Genomic DNA, 26926 nt, shown 5'->3' on the forward strand with positions numbered 1-26926 from the left:
GACCTCGTGTCCGCCCGGGAGGCACACCCGGACGGGAACACGGTTAATCGTCGGTCCACGGCGGCCCGCGGCGGTGAAAGGCACAGCGGCCGGGCCCGCGCTCACCCGAAAGGCACAGCGGGGTCGTGCGGCCGGCGCGGAAGCCGGCTCACCGCCAGGCGGGGCGGTGCGAGCCGCGCGGAACGAGCGGGCTGGTGTAGTACCCGGGTGTCTGGGACATCCGGACCTGCTCGGTGACGCCGCGGTAGCGGCCCAGCGGGGTGTCGGCGGTGAAGGTCTCGGGGTCGAGGTACTCGTGACCGGTGGCCTTTCCGGCGACCTCCGCGGAGTACGTCCGGTCGAAGGTGCCGAGCTGCAGCATCCACAGCGCGGTGCGGGTGAGGGAGACCGTGACCTTGTACGAACCGCCCTCGGTGGCACGTCGCACGAGGGCGTGGAGGATGCCGAGCTGAAGGAACCAGGCGGTGATGTAGTCGTTGACGACGGGTACCGCGGGCAGCCGCGGGATGCCCTGGTCCCCCTCGTTGAGCATGACACCGGTCAGGCTCCCGGCGGTCTGGTCGAAACCGACCCGGCCGGCCCAGGGACCGGTCTCGCCGTTGAGGTTGACGGTCGCGTGGATGATGCCCGGCCTGATCCGGGCCGCGGCGTCGGCGTCGAGGCCGTGCCGGCCGAGGTAGCCGGGCCGGCGGTTGGCGTAGAACACGTCGGCCTCGCCGAGCAGCGAGTGCATGGTCGCGAGATCCTCGGGACGGTGCAGGTCGAGCATGGTCGAACGGACACCGACGTTCGAGGTGCAGTACAGGCGCGGGATCTCGTACTCGTCGGGATCCCAGACGTTGAGGACGTCCGCGCCGTGCAGGGCCATGGCACGGCCCGCGCCCGCACCCGCGATGATGTGCGCCCGGCCCAGCGCCCGGATGCCGTCCAGTGGGGTGACCGCGCCCGGCGCGAACGGCTCGGGGGCCGAGTCGCCGATCTTCTCCACCACGACCGGAGGCATGGGGGCGAGGACGTCGCGGTACTGGTCGGTGGCGATCAGTTCCTCCGTCGTCCGCAGCACGGGCATGATCACACCGGCTTCCTCACCGGCCTGCTCCAGGTCCGAGGCCTTCCACGTCGAGACGGCCCGGGAGACGTCGTCGATCCGTTCGGGAACGCCGAGGAGGGCCGCGGTGTCGTTGCGGAGTCCGGGATACGGACCCATCGGGTGCACCCACCGCTTGTCGGCGGTCCGGTAGAACGTGTGGGTGGCGAAGGCGTCGTCGACCCGCGCAGGGTCGTTCATGGGGTAGCCGTTGAGCAGCTCCCACTTGTTGTCGTAGAAGGGGCACAGCCGGTGCGGGGCGACCCGCAGGTCGATGGCTATGTCCTGGCCCCGGCCGCCGCGCATCCGCCAGATCCTGGCGATGGCCACGGACTTGGCCGCCAGCGCGATCGCGGTTCCGCCGGCGAGGCGGAGTGTGCCGGGCAGCACCGGATCGGCGCCGATGAAGTCGACCGAGCCGCCGGCGTCGGCCTCGGCGAGACCGACACCGGCCAGGAGTTCGCCCAGGTGCAGATGAGGGTCGAAGTGGTCGTCGGCGGCGGGCGGGGCCAGCAGCCGTCCGGTCAGTGTTTCCGCGTCCATGCTTTCGTCCTGCCTTTCCGGGGCGCTCGGTCCTCTGCGAACTCCGTGCGTCCACCGTGCGCGACAGGGACGAGAAAAGGAATCATCAATGGGCGGGCGCCGGTGTGACCGCCGCGGTCACACCGTTCGTTTCCCGGAACGGGCGAAGGGTTTCCGTTCTGGAATTCCGGAAGGCGTCCGGGCGCTTTCCGGAATTCGTGGAAGACAGGCTCCCGGAGATCCCAGGTTCCAGGTCGCGGGTCACGGGTGGTCAGTCGAAGATGCCTCGGGGGAGAGTCATCGACACGAGCCACTTCGGAAGGTCGACCGTCTCGTTGATCTTCAGGTCGCCGGCCACGCTGCACAGCACGTAGGCCTCGTGCAGGCTCACCTGCTCCTCGCTCACGAGCCAGTCGACCATCTCCCGGACCGCCGTCTTCACGTTCTCCATGAGATCGGTTCCGGTGCCCACGGTCTGGTAGTAGCCCCGCGCGAGTCTCTCGGCGGGCATGACCAGCTGCGTGGGATCGGCGGAGGGGACGACGGCCCGCGGGGAGGCGATCACGGTGTTCTTCAGCAGACCGAACCGGAGCGTGACCGCCATCAGCGTCTCCACGGCCGTTCCGCTCACCTCGCCGTCGCCCTGGGCCATGTGCCCGTCCCCGGCGGAGAACATGGCTCCCGGCACGAGGACGGGGAGCTGGAGCCGCGCCCCCCTGACGAGCTGCCTGATGTCCGTGTTGCCGCCCATGGCGCCACTGACGTCGGGTGAGAAGGCGCGGTACATGCCCCTGTGGAGCGGGGCCACACCCATGATCCCCATGAAGGGGGCGACGGGTATCCGCGCCCGCCGCCCGGTGTCACCGCCGACGAAATCGGCGTACCCGTCGCTCTGCCCCCGTTCGAAGGTGAACGTCTGGAGGAACGGGGCACCGCTGTTGTACGGCTGGTCCACCGGGATCGCGCCGGACGCCGGACCGGCGGTGGGGTCGCTGAGCTGGGAGGCCTCGCTCCAGGAGGCGAACGGCGCGAGGAGCTCGGGGCGGAGGGAACCGAAGAGGCCGAGCGCCGGACTGACCACGACATAGCCGAAGCCGGCCAGCGGACCGACGTCGAGGATCTCGACCTCCAGGACGTCGCCGGGCTCGGCGCCCACGACCTCGACCGGGCCGGTCAGCGGGTGCACCAGGCCGAGGTCGATGGTGAGGGTTCCCTCCGGCGTCATCGTCCGGGCCGACTCGCCGATGTCCAGGGCGTCCCGGCACAGCAGCTGCACGACCTCGCCGGGCCGCACCGTGGCCACCGGCGGCAGGTCCCGGTTCCAGCGGTTGTGGAGCACCCTGCCGTATCCGTCGACGACGACGTCCCCGCCCGGCCCGGCCAGCACGTCGGGGCTGCCGGACCCGGCGACGTCCAGCCCTCCGACCTGTCCCCGGCCGGCGCCCAGAGCGGACAGCGCGTCCGCTCCCGGACCGGCCGAGGCCCGCTGCACCAGGCCGGCGTTCCCCGCGGTCCCGCTGTGGACGAAGCACATGGCGGCCTCCGTGATCCCGCCGCTCCGGATGCCGCCCGCGACAGCGCCGAAGGGCTCCCGTGAGCCGCTCGCCGGACGAGGCGGGCGCGGAGTGCGGTCGATGCGGACGCGCGTCCTGTCGCGTCGCGCCGGAGGCGGCGGGACCGCGTCCGTGCGGGTCGTCCGCGTCTGGCGAGGAGGGCCCGTCGGTTCGGCGGGCCCCGCCTTTTCCCCTCTCAGGATCGCCCGGTGGCCGGGCCCCGGCAAACCTGGCGCAGGACCGCCGGGGGCCGGCAGCCGTGCGGACCCGGCCGGGCCTCGTGGCGGCCCTAGCCGAACTGCCAGAGGTGGTCGGCGGTGCCGTTGTCGTCGTACTGGACGACGTGGGCGCTGTTGGCGGTGGACATGAGGTCGACGCCGAGGACCTTGCCGGAGTTCTGGTTGCGGATGCGGTACCAGCCGTCGCCGTTGTCGATCAGCTGCCAGAGGTGGTCGGCGGTGCCGTTGTCGTCGTACTGGACGACGTGGGCGCTGTTGGCGGTGGACATGAGGTCGACGCCGAGGACCTTGCCGGAGTTCTGGTTGCGGATGCGGTACCAGCCGTCGCCGTTGTCGATCAGCTGCCAGAGGTGGTCGGCGGTGCCGTTGTCGTCGTACTGGACGACGTGGGCGCTGTTGGCGGTCGACATCAGGTCGACGCCCATGACCTTGCCGGAGTTCTTGTTCCGGATCAGCCGGTAGGCGGCGGCCGGCTGCCACGGCCGGCCGGTCGGCGAGGCGGTGGGGAACGCGGAGATCCGCAGCCTGGCGGCGCCCATCGGGATCAGCGTCACGGTCTCCACGGCCGCTGTGCTGCGTGCCGGTGAGTCCTGCACCGGGGAGACCACGTGCTGGTCGTCCGCCCGCCATTCGGCGATCCTCCGTGCCGGCGCGGTGATCCGTACCGGAGTCGTGTCGCGGTCGAACGGGTCGGCGGGGAGCGTGCCGCCGCCCCGACTGAACGTCCAGGGACCGTCGTTCGGCGCGAGGCCGTAGTTCCACGCCGTCGTGGCATGCACCTCGTACTGGGGGAACTGGGACGTGCCGCCAGTCTGCACGTAGTTCTCGCCGATGCTGAGCGAGTACGTGAGGGGTCCCCGGTCGACCGCGGTGACTCCGTGGTTTCCGGTCCAGGTGCGCAGCACGGTCGACTGCGGGAAGCGCAGGGTCACGGTGTCGCCGTCGTGCCAGGCGCGCCGTACCACGCTCCAGGACGGTCCGGCCGACGCGGCGACCGCCGCGCCCGCGACGGTGACCTGCGGGGATCCGCACCAGCCGGGGATGCGCAGGTACAGCGGGAAGTCCAGCGTTCTCGGCGTGGAGACGGTCAGGGTGACCGTGTCGCCGAACGGGTAGTCGGTGGTCTCGGTGACGGTCACCGCGGTGCCGTCGGCGACCTTCGCGGTGACCTGGCTGGGCGCGTACATCGCGGTCGCCAGCCCCTTGTCGGGGGTGGCGAGCCACAGCTCCTCGGTGAAGTAGGGCCAGCCCATGCCGTAGTTGTGCGGGCAGCAGCGGTACTGGTCGACGCCCGGCATGAACGCCTGCATGGCGAAGTTGTTCTGGAACTGCCCCTGGGTCTTGGCGGTGTCGTCGAGGTCCACGCTGTTGGCGCTGGTGATGTAGTGGACACCCTTGCCGGACGGGTCGAGCGCCGCGGGCAGCGAGTTGAAGGCGAGGTCCTCGCAGCGGTCGGCCCACACCGCGTCGCCGGTGATCCGGGTCAGCAACTGGTGGCTGGCCATGAACTCCACGATGCCGCAGGTCTCGAAGCCCTGCCGGGGGTCGCCGAAACCGGGCCGCGCGTTCTCGTCGCCGGCGAATCCGCCGCCCGGGAACTGGCCGTACGACGTCATCACCGACGTGTAGTTCCGGTACGCGGCCTGGGTGAGCGCGGTGGACGGGGAGCGCAGCGCGTACTGGGCGGGCTCGCGGAACCCCTGCGCGATGTTGACGTTGTGCAGCGACGGCAGGTTGTCGACCCAGTTGGCGCCGTTGGCATGGATCTTGTCGGCGAGGGTGAGCAGGAACGAGTCGCCGGTGCGGTTGTAGAGCCAGTAGACGCTGTCCAGTCCGTCGCCCCAGCGCACCGACACCCAGCTCTGGTTGAACGCCGAGGGACCCTGCGCGTTCATGAACCGGAAGAAGCCGGTCAGCAGGGGGACGATCCGGGTGTCGCCGCTGTACTCCTGCCAGTTGCGCAATGCCCAGGTCAGCGGCAGGAAGGGCCAGAAGTCCGGGCCGCCGCCCAGTGAGGTGCGCAGGGCGGTGGGCCCGAACCAGCCGTCGGACTGCCGGGTGGCCACGATGGCGTCGATCCACTGCCGGACGGCGGCCAGCGCGGTGGCGTCCCTGGTGAGGACCGCCAGGTCCACGTAACCGCGCAGCCAGTACGGAACCTCCTCCCAGCCGGTGCGCTCGGGGTGCGCCCAGCCGGACTCGGACATCTTCAGGAAGTGTGAGACCGCGGCGTACTGGCCGCACAGGCCGGCGAGTTGACGGCGCAGCTGGGTGTCCAGCCAGCCGCGCGCGGTGACCGCGCCGGGCGGCAGCCGGAGGAAGGCGGTGGGGGAGAGCGGCGCGGCGTTCGGTGAGTAGAGCCCGCCGGGGGCGGGGGCCACCCGCGACGCCGCCGCGGCGTGTGCGGTGCCGGCCATGGCGAGCGGGAGACCGCTCGCCCCGGCCGCGACGAGGGCGCTGGTGACGAAGTGTCTGCGGTTCAGGGGCATGGGGGAGCCTCCTGGCACGATCCGGGACGTGAGGAACCAGGGCCCGTGAGCTGGTCTCAGGGCGCCGGGGTATTTCAACGTTGGAAAGCAGAGAACCAACCGGCATGACAGCACGGACCGGGAGGCGTGTCCAGGGGGTGCGCAGCAGCCGTTCCGCCCGGGGCCGCCGGACCCGGCACGACACCGGGCGGTCGTCCTCCGGCCCCTGGGGGCCCGGTCGCGCCGGGCGCCGTCACCCTCGCGTTCGGTGACCGAGGTGATCGGGTGGCGTCCGCGTCGGCGTCCGGGGCGTCGCGGCCCCGGGTGCTGAGACGGCCGTCCGGCGCTAGCGTCGTCAAAAGGGGCTGCGGGGGCGTCGCCGATCCGGGCGCGGTCCGCTCCTGTCCACGCGCCTGCCGCTCTCCCTCCAAAGGACGCGCTTCCCAGGTGAGGCTGGAGCAAGGAGGCTTCTGATGACGGCGTTCACTCGGCGGCGGTGGTTCGTCCCGACGGCTCTGGCGGTGGCCGCGGTCGGTGTCACGACCCTGGCCGCGGCGTCACCTCTCGACGCCGCGACGCCGGCGCAGGGAGCGAAGCCCACGGTGGTCCTGGTGCACGGGGCCTGGGCGGACACGGCGAGCTGGAACGGCGAGATCGCCATCCTGCGCCGCGCGGGATACCCGGTGCGTGCCATCGGGAACCCGCTGCAGAACCTGACGACCGACTCGCAGACGGTCAAGGACTTCCTCAAGAGCATCCGGGGGCCGATCGTGCTGGTGGGGCACTCCTACGGCGGGTCGGTGATCACCAACGCGGCGGCGGGGGTGCGCAACGTCAAGGCACTCGTGTACGTCGATGCCGCCGCGCCGGCGGTCGGCGAGACGACGGGACAGCTCAGCGGCGCCACGTCGGCGCTGTCCGGGGCGCCGTCCAAGCTGTACGACGTGGTTTCCTACGCGAACGCCCCCGCCAAGGCGTCGAACCTCTACCTCAAGAAGGACGTGTTCCTGACGAAGTTCGCGAACAGCGTGCCCCGCGACCAGGCGACCGACCTGTGGGCGACCCAACGGGCCGCCAGCACCGCCGCGTTCACCACCCCGTCGAAGGCCGCGGCCTGGAAGACGATCCCGTCCTGGTACTTCATCAGCAGCGGGGACCAGATCATCACACCGCAGTCGGAGAAGAAGATGGCGAGCCGCGCGCGGTCGAAGGTGACCGTCTACCAGGGCGGTTCGCACCTCACCCTGGTGTCCGATCCGGCCGCCGTGAGCAAGGTCATCGAGGCGGCGGGCGCGTCGGTGAAATGACCCGCGGCCCGCGCGCACTCAGTGCGTCGCGTTGTCGGCCTCCGCCTGGAGGTGGTCCCGGCCCGCCAGCCGGAAGAGGACGACGAGGGACGGCAGGATCAGCACGCCGGCCGCGATGACCACACCGATCTGCACCCACAGGGTCGCGGTCGGCGCGGCGGCGGCGTCGATCGTCAGGTGGGTGCCCAGCAGGTAGGGGTACTGCGCCACACCCCAGCCCAGCAGCACCAGGGCCACGGCGGCCCCCGCGCCCGCCCGGACCCCCGCGGTGCGACGCGCGCGCACCAGGACCAGGCTGGTGACGCCCGCGACGGCCGCGAGGACGACCAGCGGCAGGGCGCGGTGGCTCAGTTCGTGGAAGAGGCGCCCGGCGTCCTGCCGGAGGACGAAGATGCCCGCGATGCTGACGGCTCCGGTCACCGCGCCGGACAGCAGAGCACGGTCGCGGAAGTAGTGTTCGAGCCGTTCGTCGCCCGCGCGCGCCGCCACCACGAACAGGTAGACGGCGGCCAGGTAGGCGCAGACCAGGACGGCGAGGACACCGCCGAGCACCGACGTGGGGTTGAGCCAGCTGCCGACGGGAGCGCCGCCGCCGTCGGCCGGCACCCGTCCGGAGGCGATGCCGCCGGCGATGGCACCGAAGCAGAAGGGCGTCAGCACGGAGGCCAGGGCGAATGCGGCGCCGAACGCCCGCTGCTCGGGTGTGCGCATGGAGGCGTGCCGGAAGGCGAAGCCCGCCCCGCGGAGCACGACACCCAGGGCGGCGGCGCCCAGCGGGATGTACAGCGTGGTGGTGATCGCCGTGAACGCGGCGGGGAAACCCGACCACAGCATGACGAGGCAGTAGATGAGCCAGGTGTGGTTCGCCTCCCACACGGGGCTGAGCGAGGCGTCGATCAGATGGCGCGGTGCCCGGCCGCGGACGGCTCCGCCTCCGGTCAGGTCCCAGAAGCCGGCGCCGAAGTCGGCCCCGCCGAGCAGGCCGTAGGCGACGACTCCGACGAAGAGGAGCACGGCCACCAGGTCGGGGATCATGCTTCGGCCTCCTCGGGCAGCCGGGAGGACGTGCCGAACGGCGGGCCGTAGGGCACGTCCACGATGTCGTCGCCCTCTCGCCGCCAGCGGCGCTTCATCGACACGAGAACCGCGACGGCGGTGGCGCCGACGGCGATGTAGACCGCGAGCACCGTCGAGAAGAAGATCCAGAGATTGCCGTGCGTGGTGACCGCGTCGCGGGTCAGCAGGTGGCCGACGACGATCCAGGGCTGCCGGCCCAACTCCGTGACCATCCAGCCGGTCTCGAGGCAGACGAGGGCCGCGGGGCCGCCGAGAACCGCGGCGCGCAGGAACCAGCGCTGCTCGGCGAGGGGGCGGCGGCGCCACAGGATCCAGCCGTACCAGGCGGCGAGCCCGAGCAGGGCGAAGGACAGACCCACCATCGCGTCGAAGGCCAGATGCGTGACGCTGACGAGCTGATCGGAGGGACGGACGTCGGCGGGGATGGCGTCGAGTCCCTTGATCCGGGTGTCCGGGCTGAACGCGGCCAGCAGGGAGGCGGCGTCCGGCACCGGGAGACCGAAGCGGACCCGGCCGCCCACGAGCACGCCACCGAGTGTCTCGGGCACATGCGTCGCCGTGTCGGGGAGCATCTCGATGGCGGCGAACTTCGCGGGCTCGGCCTGGAAGACATAGCGGGCGATGGTGTCGCCCACCACGATCTGCACCGGCACGGCGATCGCCGCCAGGGCGAACCCGATGAGGAAACCGGTGCGGTGGTATCGGGAGGTCCGCCCCCGCAGCATGCCGGCCGCGTAGACGCTCGCGACGACGAAGCCGGCCACGATGTAGGCGGCGAGAAGCATGTGGAGGAACTCGTACCAGAAAGCGCCGTTGAAGAAGACCCGCATCGGGCGGACCTCGCTCACCCGGCCGTCGGTGACGGTGAAGCCCGCGGGGCTGTTCATCCAGCTGTTGGCCGCGATGACCGCGGCCGCCCCGCCGATGCTGGACAGCGACGCGACCGCGCCCGCGGCGAAGTGGGGCCAGGGGCGCAGGTGCTTCCAGCCGTAGATGTAGATCGAGACGAAGATCGCCTCGAGGAAGAAGAACAGCCCCTCGATGGCGAACGGGAAGCCGAAGGCGGCTCCGTACCGGCCCATGAGTCCCGGCCAGAGGATGCCGAGTTCGAAGGAGAGGACGGTGCCCGTGATCGCTCCCACCGCGAAGAGCACGGCCGCGATCTTGGACCAGCGCCGGGCCAGCCGCATGGCGTCGGCGTCGCCGTGTTTCAGGCCGCGGTAGTTCGCCACGAGCATCATCGTGGTCAGGGCGACGCCGAAGGGCACCAGGATGATGTGGAAGCCCAGGGTGAAGGCCATCTGCTGGCGGGCGGGGAGCAGTTGGGCCGGTCCGTCGGCCGATGCGAGGGTCTGGTGAAGCGCGCCCAGCACGGGTGTCACCGGGGGCCTCGCCGGTGGGCGGTGCGGCACGGACCCGGCCGCCGGGAGGACGGTCTGCGGAAGTTGCCCATGGGCGCCACCCTTGCTGTCGCTACCCGGAGTGATGACACTGTCACCCTAGGTCGTGCCTGGTGGCGTGGGCGGCATTGACGGCTCGCGGCTGTGGCGGGTCCCGGCGGTCAACGCGCCGTGACCGGGCACTCCCCGAGCGGGCACAGCCCTTCGTGTCCCTCCGGTTCCGCTACGACCGTTACGACGGGATCGGGTCCGGGCACGGGCCCGCGGAGAGCGTCCTCGTCCATCCGTCCCCGCTCACCTTGACCTCCGGGCGGGCGAGGGAGCCGGGCGCGGTCGCGGAGGCGCCGCCGCCGGGACCGTCCGTCGGCTTCGCGGCCGACGCCCCGGCGACCCCGGCCACGGTGCACGTCAGCTGCATCAGGGCCCGGTATCCCGGTCGGCCCGCGCCCGTGGGCAGCCGGACGGTGAGGGCATGCTCGCCGTCCGCCACCACCTCCGGCGGGGCCGGCAGGCGGGGCAGCTCCGTGGCGGCGGACGTGGACTCCGCCGCGTCCGGCCCGGCGAACAGCATGTCCAGGACGGACCGGAAGTCGGCGGGGTGGCCGGCCTTGCGCGGATAGGGCGTCAGGTCACCGTCGTGGAGGAAGTAGAGCGCGACGACCGTCGGGGGCACGGGGGTCGCACCCGGGGAGTGGATGCCGCTCGCCGCCGGCCCTGCCTGGATGACACCGGACTCGGGGACTCCGCATCCTGCCAGCGTCAGACCGGCCGCCAGTCCGGCGGGCAGCGCCCACACGCGAGAGCGTCTCACCGGGCACCTGCCAGGGCGTCCGGGTCGGGGGCCCGGGACTCACGGTGCAGGGGGAGTTCGACCGTGAACACCGCTCCGCCGCCGGGCAGGTTCGCCGCGCTGATACGACCGCCGTGCAGGTGCACGTTCTCCGCCGTGATGGCGAGCCCGAGCCCGCTGCTCTCACTCCTGGTACGCGAGGCACCGGCCTTGTAGAAGCGCTCGAAGATGTGCGGCATCGCCTCCTCGCCGATGCCGGGACCCCCGTCGGTCACCTCGATCACGGCCCACGCCACGCCCGCCTCCTCCTCGCGGGCGCCCATGGTCAGCCGCACCGGCGGAGCCCCGTGCCGCAACGCGTTGCCGACCAGGTTGGCCATGACGACATCGAGGCGACGCGGATCCACGCGCGTCCTGAGCAGGCCGGGCCCGGGCAGGCTGGTCGCCACCCGGTCCTGCCAGCCCCGGGAGACGAGTGTGCGCCGTAGGGACTCGGCCAGGTCGACCTCGTCCAGGTTGAGCCTGATCGCACCGGCGTCGAAGCGGGAGATCTCCATCAGGTCTTCCACCAGCGCGCTCAGCCGGCCGGTTCCCTCGCTGATGAGCCGCAACGCGTCGCCGGTCTCCCGGTCGTGGCGCAGCGCGTTCTCGTCGAGTACGTCGGTGAGCGCGGCCATCGCCGTGAGCGGCGTCCGCAGTTCGTGGGAGACGTCGGCGGCGAAGCGGCGCGCCCGGGCCTCCATGCGGCGCAGCTCCGCGACCGACCGCTCCAGCGCGGCCGCCGTGTCGTTGAAGGACTGCGAGAGTTCGGCCAGTTCGTCGGAACCGTTGACGGTCAGCCGGACGTCGAGACGTCCCTCGGCCATGCGGCGCGTCGCCCGGCGCAGTGCTCGTACGGGACGCAGCACACCACTCGCGGCCAGCAGCGCCAGGACGACGGCGAGTGCCAGTGCCACCACGGTGGCGCGCTCGATGCCGCTGACCATCGCCTTGACGTAGCCCTCTTCGGCGCCCTGCGACACCATCAGGTACATCGCCGTCCCCGACAGCCCCGACCCGGAGCCCCCGTCCGTGTCGTAGGCGACCGGCGTGCCGACGGTCAGCCAGGGGTGCCCGTCCACGTCGACCCGCTGGAACACCGTGGCACTCGTGGTGGCCACGGTCCTGCGCAGTTCGGGGCTCAGCTCGCCGAAGTGGGCGCCCGGCGTGCCGACGCGGAGGTCCTTGTAGGTCGCCATCACCCGCCAGCCCTGCGACGGGTTGTCGTAGAGCACGTGGTTCACCGCCGTCTGCAGGTCGGCCCGGCTCGGCGCCGCGGGGGTGTACGGGGCGACGGTGTCGACACTCTTGCGGAACTGCTGGATCACCGAGTCCTGGCTCTGCTGGAGCACCCCCGTGCGCGCCTCCCGGAAGGCGAGTGCCCCGGTGCTCAGGGCGCTGACGACGGCCACCACGACGAAGGCCGCCACCAGGCGTGCGCGCAGTCCGCGCAGCGGAAGCGGGACGTGTGCCAGGAGCGCGCGGAAGGACCGCGCCCGCCCGGCGGCTCTGCCGCCGTTCACGGGGAGACGAACCGGTAGCCGAAGCCGCGCACGGTCTGGATGTACCGGGGGTCTCCGCTCAGCTCGCCGAGCTTGCCGCGGAGTCGCTTCACACAGGCGTCCACGAGTCGGATGTCACCGTGGTAGCTGTGCTCCCAGACCGCTTCGAGCAGTTGCTGGCGGCTGAACGTCCGGCCGGGCGCGGCCGACAGGGTCAGCAGCAGCCGCAGCTCCGAGGGGGCGAGCGCGACGGGCGAGCCGTGGTGGGTCACCACGAGCCCGGCCCGGTCGACGGCCAGCGCGCCGTACGTCTCCGCCCGGGGCCGCAGGCCGTCGCCGGGCGGCGGCGCCTGCCTGCGCAGTACGGCGCGTATGCGCGCGTCCAGGACCCGGGCCCGCACGGGCTTGACCACGTAGTCGTCCGCGCCCGCCTCAAGTCCCACGACCACGTCGATGTCGTCGCCCTTGGCGGTCACCATGATGATCGGCACCTGGTCGCGGTCCCTGATCCGCCGGCAGACGTCCAGTCCCGACATGCCGGGCAGCATGAGGTCGAGCACCACCACGTCCGGACGGAAGGGGTGGAGCTGTTCCAGACCCGCTTCGCCGGTCCCGGCGGCCATGACGGTGTGACCCTGATGCCGCAGCGCCAGTTCGACGGCGTTACGGACATCCTGGTCGTCTTCGACAATAAGGACTCGCGACACCTCGACAGTGTAGGTGGGCCGCGTGCGGTGACCGCCGCGGAGAGAGCTCCTCCCCGGGCTTGTGGCAGAACGGTCATACGACGGGCCGGTCGTTGCCGTTTCGTGATCGTCCGAACCTGGGGCGATCATCTGGCCCGACCAGTTTGAGCTGCCATGTACTCGGCACGAGAGCGGAAACCCGCACCGCCCGCCCATGGCGCCGCCGCCCCCCGTCCCGGTCGGCGGCGGGCCGACCCGGGGCGCGGCGGGCACCACCACCGGACCTCCCGCCGCCGGGGCGGCCCGTGCCGCCCCGGCGGCCGCCCGCTGTTCCTGGCGCTGGCGGCCGCCGGCCTGTTCGGCTCCGTGGCGCTCCTCCTGAACGGCGGACGAAGCGACGCGTCGAGCGGTGCGGCCTCCCCGCGGAGCGCCGCGCACCCCACCCACTCGTCAAGACCCTCGCCCTCGCACTCGCCGACGCCCACCCCCGCCCGGACCGGGACCGCCGTCCCCTCGACGGGCACCGGCACGTTCCTCACCGCGCGCGCCGGCGGCGCGAAGGTCGGCCGTGGCGCGCATCTGATCCGCTACGCCGTGCAGGTCGAGAGCGGGCTCGGCATCTCGCCGGACCGGGCGGCCGGGGAGATCACCGAAATCCTCGCCGCCCCCCGGGGCTGGACCCACAGCGGGAACAACTCGTTCCGGTCGGTGGGCGCGGGGGAGCCGTACGACCTCCTGATAAAGATCGCGACGCCCGGCATGGCCGACGCCCTGTGCTGGGCGGGAATCCGCCAGAGCACCCACGGCGAGTACAACTGCGAGGTCCCCGGCGGCGTGGTGGTCAACCTCAAGCGCTGGGTCAAGGGCTCACCCACGTTTCCCGGACCGATACACGAGTACCGCGCGCTGATCATCAACCACGAGATGGGGCACGCCCTCGGCCTCACCCACCTCACCTGCGCGGGTCCGGGACGACCGGCCCCCGTCATGATGCAGCAGATCAAGGGCCTGCACGGCTGCGTCGCCAACGCCTGGCCGTACGACGAGCAGGGCCGCTACGTCTCCGGGCCGGGCGTGTCCTGAACCCGCGCCGAACCCGCGGCGGCCGGACCCCCGCCTCAGCGGAGTGTGCTGGTGAGCCAGAAGCAGGTGCCGACTCCCAGCCCGAACACGAGATGCGCGCCCAGGTCGTCCGCCAGCGTCCGCGGGCTGTACTTCCAGAACTGCTGGTAGAGCCCGGACGGCGGGAGGACCAGATAGGCGCCGGCACACACCGTCGCCCCCAGGGGAAGCCCGTACAACGGGTTCGGCCGCCGGGCCGAACCCGCGACGATCCCGTACGCCGCTCCCCAGGCGGACCCGTAGAGCCAGTGCATCGCGGTGCTCGCGAGCCAGGCCCACCGGTCGGGGATCTCGCGCTGGGTGAACCCCTCCAGGAGCCGCTTCGCCACCTTGCCCGGATCCGGCGCCTCGTCCCACCCGTCGACCGGTGCGAACTCCCAGGCCCGAGGCGTGTCGGTGCCTCCGGCGCGCCGGTACCGCAGATAGCGCGTGGCATCCATGCAGACCGTGCCCCCGACGCCGGCGACGACGCCGTTGAGCACGGCGGCCAGCGGCGTGAGGGGCCCGCGCAGTGAACGTCCGGTTTTCGTGATGCCCATCGCTCCACCCACCTCGGTCGACCGCCGGTGCCTGGGAACACGCCCTGGCCGTCCGGGTTCCGGGAAGTTCAGAATCGCACCGCTCACCGCCGCCCGCACCGCAGCACCGGCTCGTCCCGGAACCGCACCGCACCGCCGTGGCCCCCGTCCGGCCCAGCCCTGATGGTGTACGCCACATGGACCAGCCACGATTACGGAGGGGGTCGACTCCTTCACGTAGGGATTCCGCAGACATGAGAGCAATACGCAGCGTTCCCGGGACCCGCCGGATGCGCCACCTGGCCCTGGCGGCCCTGCTGACCGCGACAGCCACCGCCATGAGCGCCTGCGGCACCGTCCGCGAGGGCGCGTCCCCGGAGTCCGTCCAGGGAATCGCGGCGGCCGGTGACGCCAAGTACGTGCCGTGCGGCAACCCGCCGCAGAAGCTGGAGAAGACCGACCAGGACTTCCTGAACCAGCTCGCGGCCGCCGGCGGCAAGCCGCTGTACGACCTGTCCTACCCGGCCGCCCGTGACGTGCTGAACAAGCTCCAGGCGGGCCCCGTCCCGATGCTCCCCGCGGAGATCACCGAACGCAGCGTGCCGGGCGGACCGACGGGCCCGGTCAACGTGCACATCGTGCGCCCCGCCGGCGTCAAGGGGACGCTGCCCGGCGTCGTCTACATCCACGGCGGCGGCTGGGTGCTCGGCAACTTCAAGACCCACGAGCGCCTGGTGCGCCAACTGGCCGCCGGCGCCCGGGCCGAGGTCGTGTTCGTCGACTACACGCCCTCTCCCGAGGCCCAGTTCCCGGTCCCGATCGAGCAGGCGTACACCGTCGCCAAGTGGGTCGCCGCGCACGGCGGCGAGATCAGCCTCGACTCCACCCGGCTGGCCGTCGCCGGTGACTCCGTCGGCGGCGACATGACCGCCGCGGTGACGATGATGGCCAAGCAGCGCGGAGGCCCGCACTTCCGTCAGCAGGTCATGCTCTACCCGGTCACCGACGCCGACTTCGACACGGCGTCCTACACCCGCTTCGCCGAGAACTGCTGGCTGACCCGGCCCGCGATGAAGTGGTTCTGGGACGCCTACGCGCCCAAGGCCGCCGACCGCGCCAACCCGCTGGCCTCGCCGCTGAAGGCGACCGTCGAGCAGCTGCGCGGCCTGCCGCCGGCCCTGCTGATCACCGACTCCGACGTGCTGCTGGACGCCGCCAACTCCTACGCGGCGAAACTCAGGTCGGCGGGGGTGCAGGTGACCTCGTCGCACTACGGCGGCGTCACCCACGACTTCATGATGCTGAACGCGCTGCGTGACACCCAGGCCGACAAGGTCGCCGTCGCCCAGACGACGGCGACCCTGCACGAGGCGCTCTACGCCTCGACGGCCCCCGCCGCAGGCAAGTAGAGGACAGGCCCCGCACGCAGCGGGGTGAGGAGTGCGGACCGCCGCCGTTCGGGCGACGGCGGTCCGCACTCCTTCTCATGGGTGGCGCGGGACACCCGGCGCGGCGCGGGGAGGCGTTCGCCGGCTCCTGGCGGGTGTCAGGCGCACCCGGCCGGGGTGGCCCGTGAGGCGTCGGAGATCAGCGCCTGCTGGGCCGTCCTGAGCCGTCGGACGTCGGGCTTGACGACCTTCCGGTCGTACGTCAGCAGGCCGTTGAGCTCGCCCTCGACGTCCGAGATCTGGGTGTACACCGCGCCGTTGCCGCCCTGGCAGGCCAGCGCGTGGACCTCGGCGAGCTTGGCCAGGTAGTCGTCGGTGTAGGTGGCCGGATCGACGTCGACGTACGACTGCTGCACGGACCAGGCGTGGCCCGGCACGGCCAGGCCGAGCCCGCCGTACTCGCCGCTGACCAGGGCGCGCCGGCCGTCCGGGTGGGGTGGCAGGGCCGGACTGGGATAGCCGTGTTCGTCCATGATGTCGCCGGTGCCGCCGTCGTCGCCGAGGTTGAGCCCGGACATGGAGTTCACCAGCCGGGTCGGGTCCCAGGACTTGGCCTGGTCGGCGATGCGGGCCATGTCGTACTGGCCCCAGCCCTCGTTGAAGGTGACCCACATGACGACCGACGGGCTGCTGTAGTGCTCGTCGATCATCTGCTTCATCTCGCGCTCGTACTCGGCGCGGGCCTGGGTGGACGGGTTCACTCCGGCCGTCATCGCCGGCATGTCCTGCCAGACCATCAGGCCGAGCCGGTCGGCCCAGTAGAACCAGCGGTCGGGTTCGACCTTGATGTGTTTGCGCACCGCGTTGAAGCCCATGCTCTTGTGCATCTTCAGGTCGTAGGCGAGCGCCTCGTCCGTCGGCGCGGTGTACAGGCCGTCCGGCCAGAACCCCTGGTCGAGGGTGGCCATCATGAAGACCGGCTTGCCGTTGAGCAGGGTGCGCGGAACGCCGTTCACCTTCTCGACCCTCACCGACCGCATCCCGAAGTAGCTGCCGACACGGTCGGCCCCGACGCTCACCTTCAGGTCGTAGAGGTACGGGTCGTCGGGTGACCACAGGCGCGGGTCGCGGATGCGCAGGGTCAGGGGCCCGCCGCTGCGGCCGGTGACGGTGGCCACCTTCCGCTTGCCCGCGTAGGCCGTCGCCGTGACCGGCAGGCCGGCGCGGACGCCCTGCGGTTCGACGGTGAGGGTGCCGGCCCCGGCGTCCGGGGTGAGCTTGAGCTGGTCGACGTGGTCGGTGGCGACCGGCTCCATCCACACCGTCTGCCAGATGCCGGAGGTCGGCGTGTACCAGATGCCGCTGGGGTCCAGGCGCTGCTTGCCGACCGGCGGGTTCTCGCCGTCGGCCGCGTCGGTGGGGTCGTAGACCCCGACGATCAGCTCCTGGGTGCGGCCGGGCTTGAGGGCGTCGGTGACGTCGGCGCTGAACTTGTCGTACCCGCCCTGGTGTTCGGTGACCTTCCTGCCGTTCACGTACACCTCGGCCCGCCAGTCGACCGCGCCGAAGTTCAGTTGCAGCCTCCTGCCCGAGCCGATCTTCCAGTCGGCCGGGACGGTGAAGGTGCGCCGGTACCACATGCGGTCCTCGTGCCGCTCCAGTCCGGACAGCTGTGACTCGACGGGGTAGGGGACGAGGATCTTCTCGGCGAGCTTCCTGCCCACCGGCGGCTGTTCACCCGCCGTGGCGGCCGCGAACTGCCAGGTCCCGTTGAGGTTCTGCCAGGCGCTCCGGGTGAGCTGGGGCCTCGGGTACTCCGGGTGGGCGTTGTCCGGCCCGACCTTGTCGGCCCACTTGGTGCGCAACTCGTACGTCGACCTGTTGGCACCGCTGCTCCAGAAGGAGTTGACAACGTTGCCGTCGGTTCCTGCCAGACCGCCCTGGCCGTCGTAGCGCACGTCGGCGAGGCCGGACGCGGTGCCGGTGCTGTTCCCGACGACGGGCTCCTTCAGCGCGATCAGCAGCCGGTGGGGGTCGGCGGGGTCACGGCGGGCGTTCCCCAGGGGCCAGGTGGCGCCCCCGATGACCGCGTCGAGGTGTTCGGCGAGACCGGCGGGCGGTGCGCCGAGCGGCTGGGCGAACTCGAGGGCGAGCGTACGGCCGCTCGCCAGGACGGTGGTGGAGACGGCTCCGTCGTAGTCGAAACCGTCGGGCAGCCGGAACGCCGACTGCGGTACGGCGGTCTTGGAGCCGCCGGGCGGGGTCCAGCGCAGGTGGAGGTTGGAGCCGCCGTAGTGCTCGAAGTACTCGACCTTGATGTCGTAGGCCTTGCCGGCCGTCAACTCGACCGGCTGGCCCGTCTGTTCGCGGTCCCAGTCGTCGACCCAGTGGTCGATGACGGTCTTCCCGTCGACCCACAGCCGGAAGCCGTTGTCGCCGATGATCGAGAAGGTGTAGGGGCCGGTCCTGTCCGGGACGACCTTGCCGGTCCAGCGGACGCTGACGTCGTCCGACTGACCGGTGGCGAAGTTCAGCCGCGGCTCCAGGGTGTCGAAGTCGAGGTTCGGGTCGAAGCCGGTGGCCTTGAGCTTGTCGAAGTCGAAGGCGCCGGGGGCGGACTGGGTGTAGTACTCGCCTTTGAGGCCGTGGACTTCGACGGGGTCGTCGGCCGCGGTGGCTGCCGGTGCCGCGGTGAGGCCCGCGAAGCCCAGTGCCGCGGCGAGCAGCAGGGCGAGGCGTTGTCCGAGAGGTCTGATGCGCACGGATCCTCCTTGGGTGAGGAAGGGTGGCGGCTCGTTGCTTCAGTCTGTACAACGTTGGAAGGAACGGCAGTTGGCATGAGAGCACGGCTCCCGGCCGCTGTCCAGGGGCATGACAATCCCCGGGTACGGGGCACTCATCGACGCTGAGGAGATCCCTTGCGGGTCAGCCTGAGGGACGTGGCGGAACGCGCGGGCGTTTCGATCAAGACCGTGTCCAACGTAGTGAACAACTATCCGCACGTCACCCCGGCCATGCGGGCCCGGGTGCAGGCGGCGATCGACGAACTCGGCTACCGGCCCAACCTGACCGCGCGTCACCTGCGCAAGGGCCGGACGGGGATCATCGCGCTGGCCGTTCCCGAACTCGGCAACCCGTACTTCGCGGAACTGGCCGGCGCCGTGATCGACGCGGCCGCGGAACACGAGTTCACCGTGCTGCTCGACCACACACGCGGCGAGCGTGAACAGGAGATCCTGGTCAGCCAGGGATTCCGGGGCGGGGTGATCGACGGGCTGATCCTCAGCCCGCTGACCCTGGAGGCCGAGGATCTCCGGGGCCGGCCCGGTGACGTGCCGCTGGTGCTGCTCGGCGAGCGCGAGTACGGCCTGCCCTTCGACCACATCGCCATCGACAACGTGGCGGCGGCCCGGTGCGCGGTGCGCCATCTGCTGGGCCGCGGCCGCACCCGGATCGCCTACCTCGGCGTACGCACCGACTCCCTGAACCAGCCCGCCCACCTGCGCCTGGACGGCTGGCGCGCGGAACTGGCCGCGGCCGGGGTGCCCGCGCCGGACGGCCTGGTGGTGCCGGTCGGCGGCTGGGACCGGGACGACGGGGCGCGCGCGATGGCCGAGCTGCTGGACTCCGGCGTGCGTCCCGACGCCGTCTTCGCCTTCAACGACCTGATCGCGATCGGGGCGATGCGGGTGCTGCACGAGCGGGGTCTGCGGGTGCCCTGGGACGTCGCGGTGGTGGGTTTCGACGACATCGCGGAGGGGCGGTTCGGGGCCGTCACGCTGACGACCGTCTCGCCGGACAAGCAGGCCATCGCGAAGATGGCGGTGGCCTCGCTGCTGCGCAGCCTGTCGGGTCGCGAGGAGCCCGGCGGGCGTGAACTGACCGCGCAGTTCAGGCTTGTCGAGCGGGAGAGCACCCTCGGCCGGCGGTGACGGGATTTCGGACGGAAGGCTTTACACGGCCCTTCCAACGATGTAAAAACCTCCCCTGAACGACGAGCACGCCGAGTTGACGCAAGAGCAAGCCTCCCCGAGAGCGCTCTCGGCTCCGGGGCCGTGCCGTTTGGGGACAACCATGAAGCCCACCGCACTTGTCCGTCGTACCTCCGCACGCACGCTTCTCGCCGCCGGTCTCGTGACGAGCCTCGCGCTCATGACCGGATGCACCAAGTCCGAGGACGACTCGGGCTCCAAGCCCGCCGCCTCCGAGCAGGACGACGCCGGTCAGGTGGTCGCCTCGCCCGGCACCGCCTCCGGCCCGACCTGCACCGTCGACGCCTACGGCGGCCAGAAGCTGGATCTGAAGAGCGCCACCGTCGGCTTCTCCCAGTCCGAGAAGGAGGCCAACCCCTTCCGGATCGCGGAGACCGCCTCCATCAAGGCCGAGGCCAAGGCGGAGGGCGTCAAACTGCTCACCGCCAACGCCCAGTCGCAGTTCTCCAAGCAGATCAGCGACGTCCAGGACCTCATCGCCAAGGGCGCGGACCTCCTGGTCATCGCCCCGCTCAACTCCGACGGCTGGGAACCGGTGCTGCGCACCGCGGCCGCCAAGCACATCCCGATCGTGACCATCGACCGCAAGATCAACGCGACCGCCTGCAAGGACTACGTGAGCTTCATCGGCTCCGACTTCGTCGAGCAGGGCAAACGGGCCGCGGACCAGATGATCGCGGCGACCGGCGGCAAGGGCGAGATCGCCATCCTCCTCGGCGCGGCCGGCAACAACGTGACCACCGAGCGCACCAAGGGCTTCGAGGACCGCATCAAGGAGAAGGCCCCCGGCCTGAAGATCGTGTTCCGCCAGACCGGCGAATTCGCCCGCGAGAAGGGCCAGTCGGTCACCGAGAACCTCATCCAGTCCAAGCCCGGCATCACCGGGATCTACGCCGAGAACGACGAGATGGGCCTCGGCGCGGTCAACGCCCTCAAGGGCGCGGGCAAGAAGCCCGGCGACGTCAAGATCGTGACGATCGACGGAACCCGCAACGCCGTCCAGGGCATCGTCGACGGCTGGATCTCCGCGGTCATCGAGTCCAACCCGCGCTTCGGACCGCTCGCCTTCCAGACCCTCGACACCTTCACCAAGGGCGACAAGGTCGGCCAGGACATCGTCATCAAGGACAGCGCCTACGACAAGAGCAACGCCCAGTCGGACCTCGGCAAGGCCTACTGACGTGCTCTCGGTCGCCCGGCTGTCCAAGACCTTCCCCGGCGTGCGCGCGCTGTCCGACGTGGACTTCACCGCGCGCGCCGGGGAGGTGCACGCGCTCGTCGGCGAGAACGGCGCCGGCAAGTCGACGCTCATCAAGGTGCTCACCGGCGTCTACCGGCCCGACCACGGCGAGGTGACGTACGACGGGGAACCGGTCCGCTTCACCACCCCGCTCCAGGCCCAGCAGGCGGGCATCTCCACCATCTACCAGGAGGTCAACCTCGTCCCGCTGATGAGCGTGGCCCGCAACCTGTTCCTCGGCCGCGAACCGCTGAACCGGCTGGGCCTGATCGACTTCCGGCGCATGCACCGGGAGGCCGACGAGGCACTGCGCGGGCTCGGCCTCCGGGTCGACGTGCACCGGCCGCTGCGTGAACTCGGCGTCGGCGCACAGCAGATGGTCGCGCTCGCCCGCGCCGTCGCCGTCGACGCCCGCGTGGTCATCATGGACGAGCCGACCTCCTCCCTCGAACCACGCGAGGTGCAGACCCTGTTCGAGGTGATCCGCATGCTGCGCGAACGCGGCGTCGCGGTCGTCTACGTCAGCCACCGCATGGACGAGCTGTACGAACTCTGCGACGCGATCACCGTCCTGCGTGACGGACGCGTCGTGCACACCGGCCGGCTCGCCGACCTCGACCGGCTGCGGCTGGTGGCCATGATGCTCGGCCGGGAGATCGGCGAGGTGCGCGCGGAGGGCCTGACCAAGTTCTCCGGCTCGCACGACACCGAAGCCGAACCGGTGCTGACCGCCACCGGTCTGACGGCACGTCACCAGCTGCGGGACGTGTCGCTGTCGGTGCGGCCCGGTGAGGTCGTGGGCCTCGGCGGGCTGCTCGGCTCCGGTCGCAGCGAGACCGCGAAGGCCATCGCCGGGGCCCTGCCCACCGAGTCCGGCCGGGTGGTCGTCGCCGGCGTCCCGGTACGGGCGGGCTCGACCGCCGCCGCGATCCGCGCCGGCGTCAGCCTGCTGCCGGAGGACCGCAAGAGCGAGGGCATCCTGCCGGGACTGTCGGTCCGCGAGAACATCGCGCTCGCCGCACTGCCCGGGCTGTCCCGCTTCGGTCTCGTCGACGACAGCCGCGTCGACCGGATCGTCGAGACGTTCATGAAACGGCTCCGCATCAAGGCCGCGGGAGCGCACCAGAGGGTCGGTGAACTCTCCGGCGGCAACCAGCAGAAGGTCCTGCTGGCCCGCTGGCTCGCCCTGCACCCGAAGGTCCTGCTCCTGGACGAGCCGACCCGCGGCATCGACGTGGGCGCCAAGGCCGAGGTACAGGCCCTCATCGACGAACTCGCCGACGACGGACTCGCCGTGCTGCTGATCTCCTCCGACACCGAGGAACTGATCGAGGGCAGCGACCGCGTGGTGGTCCTCAAGGACGGCGCGGTGGTCCGTGAACTGACCGGTGACGCCGTCACCGAGGGCGAGCTGATGCGCGCCATCGCCGCCGTACCCGCGGGAGACAGCGATGACTGAACTCACCTTCACACGCGACACGTTGGACCGCGCCCGGCTGCTGCGCCTGCTGCAGGACTACGGCGTCTACATCGGCGTGCTGGTGCTGCTGCTGTTCAACTTCGCCTTCACCCCGCACTTCGCCTCCACGGAGAACTTCCGCACCCAGGCCGTGCAGGTCGCCCCCGTCCTGATCGTCGCGCTGGGCATGGCGCTGGCGATCGGCGCCGAGGGCGTCGACCTGTCGGTGGGTTCGGTGATGGCACTCGCCACCTCCCTGCTCTCGCTGTACCTCGGCTACGGGCCCTGGATCGCCGCACTCGTCGCGGTGGTCGCGGGCTGCGTGGTCGGCGTCGCGAACGGAGCGCTGATCGCCTTCGTCGGTGTCCAGCCCATCGTCGCCACCCTCGCCCTGATGGTCGCCGGGCGCGGACTGGCCCTGGTCCTGCTGCCCCAGCTCAAGGACGTGCGCGACCCGGGCCTCGCGGCACTCGGATCCGGCGACGTCCTGGGCGTGCCCTACCTGGTCCTGATCGCCGCGGCCCTCGCGGTACTGGTGGCGTTCGTGATGCGGCGCACCACCTTCGGGCGGCAGGTCCTGGCCATCGGGGACAGCCGTCCCGCGGCCCGGCTCGCGGGACTTCCCGTACACCGGGTCCTGGTCGTGGTCTACGTCTGCTCCGGCGCCCTCGCCGCGGTCGCGGGCGTACTCGCCACCGCCCGGCTCGCCGCCAGCGACCCCACCTCCCTCGGCACCCTGATGGAACTGTCGGCCATCACCGCCGTGGTCGTCGGCGGCACCCCGCTGAGCGGCGGACGGGTGCGGATCGGCGGCACCGTCGCGGGTGCCGTGCTCATCCAGCTGCTCACCACCACCCTCATCAAGCACGATCTGCCGCCGTCGTGGACCCAGATCGCCCAGGCCGTGGTGATCGTCCTCGCCGTCTACGCGGCCCGGGAACGAGGCAGGCGATGACCACGCGGACCGAAGAGGCCGGCATGCCGGCCGGCACCGGAAGCGTCCAGGACACCGGAACCGGGCGCGCGAACCGCGCCGAGCGGCTGAGCGGGCTCGCCCAGCAGCACGGTGCGCTGGTCACCCTCGTGATCGCGATGGCCGTGGCGTCGCTGACCTTCGACACCTACCTGACCGGCGACAACCTGGAGAACATGGCGCTGTCCTCGGCGTTCCTCGCCGTGGTCGCCCTCGGCATGACGTTCGTCATCGTCACCGGCGGCATCGACCTTTCGGTGGGCTCGCTGTTCGCCCTCGGCGGTGTCCTCGCCGCCTGGGGCTCCCGGTACGGCACGGTGGTGGCGCTGCTCCTGCCGCTCGCCGTGTGCGCACTGATCGGCCTGGTCAACGGGTTGCTGATCGCACGCGTCGGGCTGGCGCCGTTCATCGTCACGCTGGCGTCGATGCTGGGCGCCCGGGGCATCCTGCTGGCCGTCACCGACGAGGGCTCGACGACCTACCTCGTCGACAAGGACTCCTTCTTCGCCGCCCTCGGCCAGGACTCCCTGCTCGGTGTGGGAGTGCCCGTCTGGATCACGGTCGCGCTGTTCGTGCTCGGCGCGGTCGTGCTGCGCCGCACCAGATTCGGGCAGTACGTGTACGCGGTCGGCGGCAACGAGGACGCGGGAGCCCTGATGGGCGCACCCGTGGCCCGCACCAAGGTCTCCGTCTACACCCTCTCGGGCCTGTGCGCCGGGCTCGCCGGCGCGCTCAACGCGGCCTGGCTGCTGTCCGGCGTGACCATCCTCGGCAACGGCATGGAGCTGGAGGCCATCTCGGCCGTCGTCATCGGCGGCACCCTGCTCAGCGGCGGTTCCGGCTTCATCAGCGGCTCCCTCGTCGGGGTGCTGCTGCTGAAGGTCATCCAGAACGTGATCAACCAGATCGGCTCGCTCGACTCCGCCTACCAGCAGGTCGTCAGCGGGGCGTTCCTGGCCGTGGTGGTCGTGGCCCAGACGTGGCTGGGCCGGAGACGGAGAGTGCTGTGAGATGAACCCCGGGGCCGGGGCCCGTTGGCCGGAGGGCTGCGCACTCCGCGTGCCCGTGTCAGGCGGCGGTACCCCCGGTGCTCGCGCCGCCGTCGACGCGGAGACTCTGGTTGGTGACGAAGCCCGCCTTGTCGGAGAGCAGGAAGGCGATGGCGGCCGCCGGTTCGTCCGGCCGGCCGAACCGCCCCATGGGGACGTACGCCGGACAGCGGGCGGCTCCGGCGGGTCCGGGCGGATCGGTCTGCCGGAACGGCTCGGTCTCGGTGGGGCCCGGGGCGAGGCGTGACTCCCATGCTCCACTGGTTGGACAGGTACCGCACGGCTGCGCGCCGAGCGGTGCCCGGCACGCGAGACTGGGCCGGTGACCGAGCCCGTACAGGAATCAGGGGAGCCGACGCCGTTCGGCGAGGATCGAGACCCCGCCCGGGTGGTCGCGTTCAGCGACGCCGTCATCGCCATCGCCGTGACGCTGCTCGTCCTGGAGATCCGCCCGCCGCTGGACACCCGGCACCTGCCGCACGGACTGGCCGCGCTGTGGCCCTCCTATCTGGCCTACGCCGTCACCTTCATGCTGATCGGGCAGGTGTGGGCCAACCACCACATCATGTTCGATCACATCCGCAGCGCCGACCGGCTGGTGCTCTTCCTCAACACCGTGCTGCTGATGGACCTGTCGTTCCTGCCCTTCGCCGCCTCCGTGCTGGCCGACACGTTCCGGGACGGACACGGGCAGCGCACCGCCGTCGTCCTCTACGGCCTCTCGTTCGAACTCATCGCCGTCCTGTTCAACCTCCTGTGGTGGCACGCCCGTCACGAGCGCCGCCTTCTCGTCCCCACCATCCACGCGGCCGCGGTGACGGCCATCACCAGACGCTTCCGGCTCGCACTCGTCTGGCTCGGTGCGGGAACCCTGCTCGGTGCTCTGCTCCCCGGCCTCGGGGTGGCCGTGATCTTCGCGTTCATCCCGTACTACTGGCTTCCCATCGCGGGCGAGATCCGCAGGTCGGGACGTCGGCGCGGCCGCGGGGATCAGGCCTGATCCCGGGGGACGGCCGTGCCCGCGAGCCGCTCCCGTGCGGCGGCCTGGATCCGGGAGGGTCCCAGCCCCCACTGCAGGGTGCGTCCGACGGCCGTCGCCAGCGGCCGGTCCCAGCCGGCGCGGACGGCGGCCGGGCGGTGGATGCCGAGTTCGGTGCGGGCCCAGTCGGGGAGCAGTCCGACCGAGGCGTTCATGAGCAGGCCCACGACCAGCCGTTCCCGCCGGGTGCGCCCGAACCCGCGAAGGAAGAGGACCGAGTCCAGCGCGGCCCGTGTGGCGCTGAGCCCCGGGCGCAGGCGGACCAGGAGGCGTTCGGCCTCCAGGGACGTGCGCGGTACGTGGCGCGCGCCCAGCGCCTCGGCCACCGGCGCGGTGCGCCGGTAGTAGGTGTCGCACTCGGCGGGGGTCAGCCGGAGCGGCCGGGGCGCGTACGTCTGGTGGCCGGCGAGGAAGCTGCGTACCTCGGCGGTGTGCACCCAGGTCAGCAGGTCGGGATCGTCCGCGCGGTACGGGCGCCCGTCGGGGGCGGTGCCGCGCACCCGGACGTGGATCCGCCGGACGAGGTCGATCACCTCGCGGGCGGCGGCAGAGGACCCGAAGGTCGTCGTGGTGACGAACCGCACGGTTCCGTTCAGCCGCCCGACCGGATCGGCGCGGAAGTCGGAGTACTGGTCGACGCCTGCCATGGCCAGGGGATGCAGCGACTGCAGCATGAGCGCGGCGAACCCGCCGGTGAGCATCCCGGTGGCGTGTCCGTGCACCCGCCACACCGGGTCGCCCGGCACGATCCCGAACAGCCCCGGATCACCGGGCGGTCCGGCGTACCGGTCCAGCCTGAGATCCCCGCCGTGCACGGTCGCCGTGAGTTCCGCCGAGATCCGTTCCCGCAGTCCCACCGGCGCCCCCAGGGTCCGTCCCGCTCAGCCGAGCGTACCTACCCGGACGGCGGCCGGCGCCCGGCCGGCCGGAGTCTCGGCCGCGTTCGCGGCGGCGGGCCGGAGCGCCCTGCCTGTGACGACCGTACCAACGGCCGGAGCGGTTCCCCACCGGGTCTCCTCGCCAGGGCGATGATCCTCCCGGGAGAGGACGCGGCTCACGTCGACGGGATTGCGGCACCGGCCGCGACCGCCGCCGGACCGGGCTGGAGGAGGGAGAGCCGGTGGGGGAGGACCACGGGAGTGGCGGTGCCCCGGAGAGCCACCGCGCCCGCATAGCCGTCGGGCGCCGGGACCGGCGCCAGACCCCAGTCGGGCGGCGGCCCCGGCGGCACGGCGAAGCCGGGCCCGAGGCCCACCCGGACCCCGGCCGGGTCCAGGCCGAGGCCCGTACCCAGGCCCTTCAGGTACGCCTCCTTGCGGACCCAGCAGTGCAGCAGGGCCGGGGCGCGCGCGGGGGGGGGGCCCCCCCCCCCCCCCGCCCCCCCCCCCCGGGGGGGCCCCCCCCCCGCCCCGCCCCCCCCCCCGCCCCCCGGGGCCCCCCCCCCCCCCGGCCCCCCCCCCCCCCCCCCCCCCCCCG

The 26926-nt window shown here is 71.8% G+C and carries 21 protein-coding genes; 9 read left to right on the forward strand and 12 right to left on the reverse strand.

Translation table 11 applies throughout. The features are described 5' to 3' along the window. Window positions 1–148 precede the first annotated feature (148 nt). The 3 genes from ACFY3I_RS15895 to ACFY3I_RS15905 all read right to left on the reverse strand — a co-directional run bounded on the left by ACFY3I_RS15895 (window position 149) and on the right by ACFY3I_RS15905 (window position 5890). Complete coding sequence (locus ACFY3I_RS15895) at window positions 149–1630, reverse strand: CoA transferase (protein WP_390861038.1); 1482 nt, start codon at window positions 1628–1630, stop codon at window positions 149–151. A 250-nt stretch (window positions 1631–1880) separates the two neighbouring features. Continuing rightward, window positions 1881–3143, reverse strand: coding sequence for an acetamidase/formamidase family protein (locus ACFY3I_RS15900; protein WP_390861039.1), 1263 nt, complete (start codon window positions 3141–3143; stop codon window positions 1881–1883). A 308-nt stretch (window positions 3144–3451) separates the two neighbouring features. Then, window positions 3452–5890 (reverse strand): RICIN domain-containing protein, encoded by a 2439-nt coding sequence (locus ACFY3I_RS15905; protein ID WP_390861040.1) that lies wholly within the window; start codon window positions 5888–5890, stop codon window positions 3452–3454. 452 nt (window positions 5891–6342) lie between these two features. Here ACFY3I_RS15905 and ACFY3I_RS15910 point away from each other — a divergent pair, with 452 nt between their 5' ends. Continuing rightward, the gene (locus ACFY3I_RS15910) at window positions 6343–7176 is read left to right on the forward strand and encodes an alpha/beta hydrolase (protein ID WP_390861041.1); all 834 of its coding nucleotides are present in this window, start codon (window positions 6343–6345) and stop codon (window positions 7174–7176) included. An 18-nt stretch (window positions 7177–7194) separates the two neighbouring features. Here the strand turns inward: ACFY3I_RS15910 and ACFY3I_RS15915 are convergent, their stop codons facing one another. From ACFY3I_RS15915 to ACFY3I_RS15935, 5 genes are all read right to left on the reverse strand, one after another. After that, window positions 7195–8208 (reverse strand): cytochrome d ubiquinol oxidase subunit II, encoded by a 1014-nt coding sequence (locus tag ACFY3I_RS15915; RefSeq protein WP_390861361.1) that lies wholly within the window; start codon window positions 8206–8208, stop codon window positions 7195–7197. Further along, window positions 8208–9626, reverse strand: a complete 1419-nt coding sequence (locus ACFY3I_RS15920; protein ID WP_390861042.1) for a cytochrome ubiquinol oxidase subunit I — start codon at window positions 9624–9626, stop codon at window positions 8208–8210. Before ACFY3I_RS15920 ends, ACFY3I_RS15915 begins: the two co-directional genes overlap by 1 nt. Window positions 9627–9885: 259 nt before the next feature. Next, window positions 9886–10464 carry a hypothetical protein gene (locus ACFY3I_RS15925; protein ID WP_390861043.1) on the reverse strand — a complete coding sequence of 193 codons (579 nt, stop codon included), beginning with the start codon at window positions 10462–10464 and terminating at the stop codon, window positions 9886–9888. Then, window positions 10461–12005: a sensor histidine kinase gene (locus tag ACFY3I_RS15930; protein WP_390861045.1), complete on the reverse strand. Its 1545-nt coding sequence runs from the start codon at window positions 12003–12005 to the stop codon at window positions 10461–10463. The genes ACFY3I_RS15925 and ACFY3I_RS15930 overlap by 4 nt, the downstream gene beginning before the upstream one ends. Beyond that, window positions 12002–12691, reverse strand: a complete 690-nt coding sequence (locus ACFY3I_RS15935) for a response regulator (protein WP_390861046.1) — start codon at window positions 12689–12691, stop codon at window positions 12002–12004. Before ACFY3I_RS15935 ends, ACFY3I_RS15930 begins: the two co-directional genes overlap by 4 nt. Window positions 12692–12844: 153 nt before the next feature. Between ACFY3I_RS15935 and ACFY3I_RS15940 the strand changes: the two genes are divergently transcribed. Then, window positions 12845–13753 carry a DUF3152 domain-containing protein gene (locus ACFY3I_RS15940; RefSeq protein ID WP_390861047.1) on the forward strand — a complete coding sequence of 303 codons (909 nt, stop codon included), beginning with the start codon at window positions 12845–12847 and terminating at the stop codon, window positions 13751–13753. A gap of 35 nt (window positions 13754–13788) precedes the next feature. Here ACFY3I_RS15940 and ACFY3I_RS15945 read toward each other — a convergent pair whose 3' ends face one another. Next, window positions 13789–14331 carry a hypothetical protein gene (locus ACFY3I_RS15945; RefSeq protein ID WP_390861048.1) on the reverse strand — a complete coding sequence of 181 codons (543 nt, stop codon included), beginning with the start codon at window positions 14329–14331 and terminating at the stop codon, window positions 13789–13791. A gap of 233 nt (window positions 14332–14564) precedes the next feature. On the opposite strand from ACFY3I_RS15945, the gene ACFY3I_RS15950 reads away from it, so the two are divergent. Then, window positions 14565–15719: an alpha/beta hydrolase gene (locus ACFY3I_RS15950; RefSeq protein WP_390861049.1), complete on the forward strand. Its 1155-nt coding sequence runs from the start codon at window positions 14565–14567 to the stop codon at window positions 15717–15719. A 137-nt stretch (window positions 15720–15856) separates the two neighbouring features. Here the strand turns inward: ACFY3I_RS15950 and ACFY3I_RS15955 are convergent, their stop codons facing one another. After that, entirely contained in the window at window positions 15857–18460 is a 2604-nt protein-coding gene (locus tag ACFY3I_RS15955) for a PA14 domain-containing protein (protein WP_390861050.1), read from the reverse strand. Between the two features lie 156 nt (window positions 18461–18616). Between ACFY3I_RS15955 and ACFY3I_RS15960 the strand changes: the two genes are divergently transcribed. From ACFY3I_RS15960 to ACFY3I_RS15980, 5 genes are all read left to right on the forward strand, one after another. Next, window positions 18617–19630, forward strand: coding sequence for a LacI family DNA-binding transcriptional regulator (locus tag ACFY3I_RS15960; RefSeq protein ID WP_390861051.1), 1014 nt, complete (start codon window positions 18617–18619; stop codon window positions 19628–19630). Between the two features lie 142 nt (window positions 19631–19772). Further along, on the forward strand, window positions 19773–20870 hold the full coding sequence (locus tag ACFY3I_RS15965) for an ABC transporter substrate-binding protein (protein ID WP_390861052.1): 1098 nt from the start codon (window positions 19773–19775) through the stop codon (window positions 20868–20870). 1 nt (window position 20871) lies between these two features. Continuing rightward, on the forward strand, window positions 20872–22389 hold the full coding sequence (locus ACFY3I_RS15970; RefSeq protein ID WP_390861053.1) for a sugar ABC transporter ATP-binding protein: 1518 nt from the start codon (window positions 20872–20874) through the stop codon (window positions 22387–22389). After that, window positions 22382–23344, forward strand: coding sequence for an ABC transporter permease (locus tag ACFY3I_RS15975; RefSeq protein ID WP_390861054.1), 963 nt, complete (start codon window positions 22382–22384; stop codon window positions 23342–23344). Before ACFY3I_RS15970 ends, ACFY3I_RS15975 begins: the two co-directional genes overlap by 8 nt. Before the next feature lie 23 nt (window positions 23345–23367). Further along, window positions 23368–24372, forward strand: a complete 1005-nt coding sequence (locus tag ACFY3I_RS15980) for an ABC transporter permease (protein ID WP_390861362.1) — start codon at window positions 23368–23370, stop codon at window positions 24370–24372. A 58-nt stretch (window positions 24373–24430) separates the two neighbouring features. Here the strand turns inward: ACFY3I_RS15980 and ACFY3I_RS15985 are convergent, their stop codons facing one another. Then, a complete protein-coding gene (locus ACFY3I_RS15985; RefSeq protein WP_390861363.1) occupies window positions 24431–24751 on the reverse strand; it encodes an SDR family oxidoreductase in 321 nt (106 codons plus the stop codon). Between ACFY3I_RS15985 and ACFY3I_RS15990 the strand changes: the two genes are divergently transcribed. After that, window positions 24734–25411, forward strand: a complete 678-nt coding sequence (locus tag ACFY3I_RS15990) for a TMEM175 family protein (RefSeq protein ID WP_390861055.1) — start codon at window positions 24734–24736, stop codon at window positions 25409–25411. The genes ACFY3I_RS15985 and ACFY3I_RS15990 overlap by 18 nt on opposite strands. Here the strand turns inward: ACFY3I_RS15990 and ACFY3I_RS15995 are convergent. Next, window positions 25402–26307, reverse strand: a complete 906-nt coding sequence (locus ACFY3I_RS15995; RefSeq protein WP_390861056.1) for an oxygenase MpaB family protein — start codon at window positions 26305–26307, stop codon at window positions 25402–25404. The two genes, ACFY3I_RS15990 and ACFY3I_RS15995, sit on opposite strands and share 10 nt — an antisense overlap. Window positions 26308–26926: the final 619 nt, after the last annotated feature.

Origin of the sequence: Streptomyces sp. NPDC001068 (genome assembly GCF_042897315.1) — a bacterium.
Classification (GTDB): Bacteria; Actinomycetota; Actinomycetes; order Streptomycetales; family Streptomycetaceae; genus Streptomyces.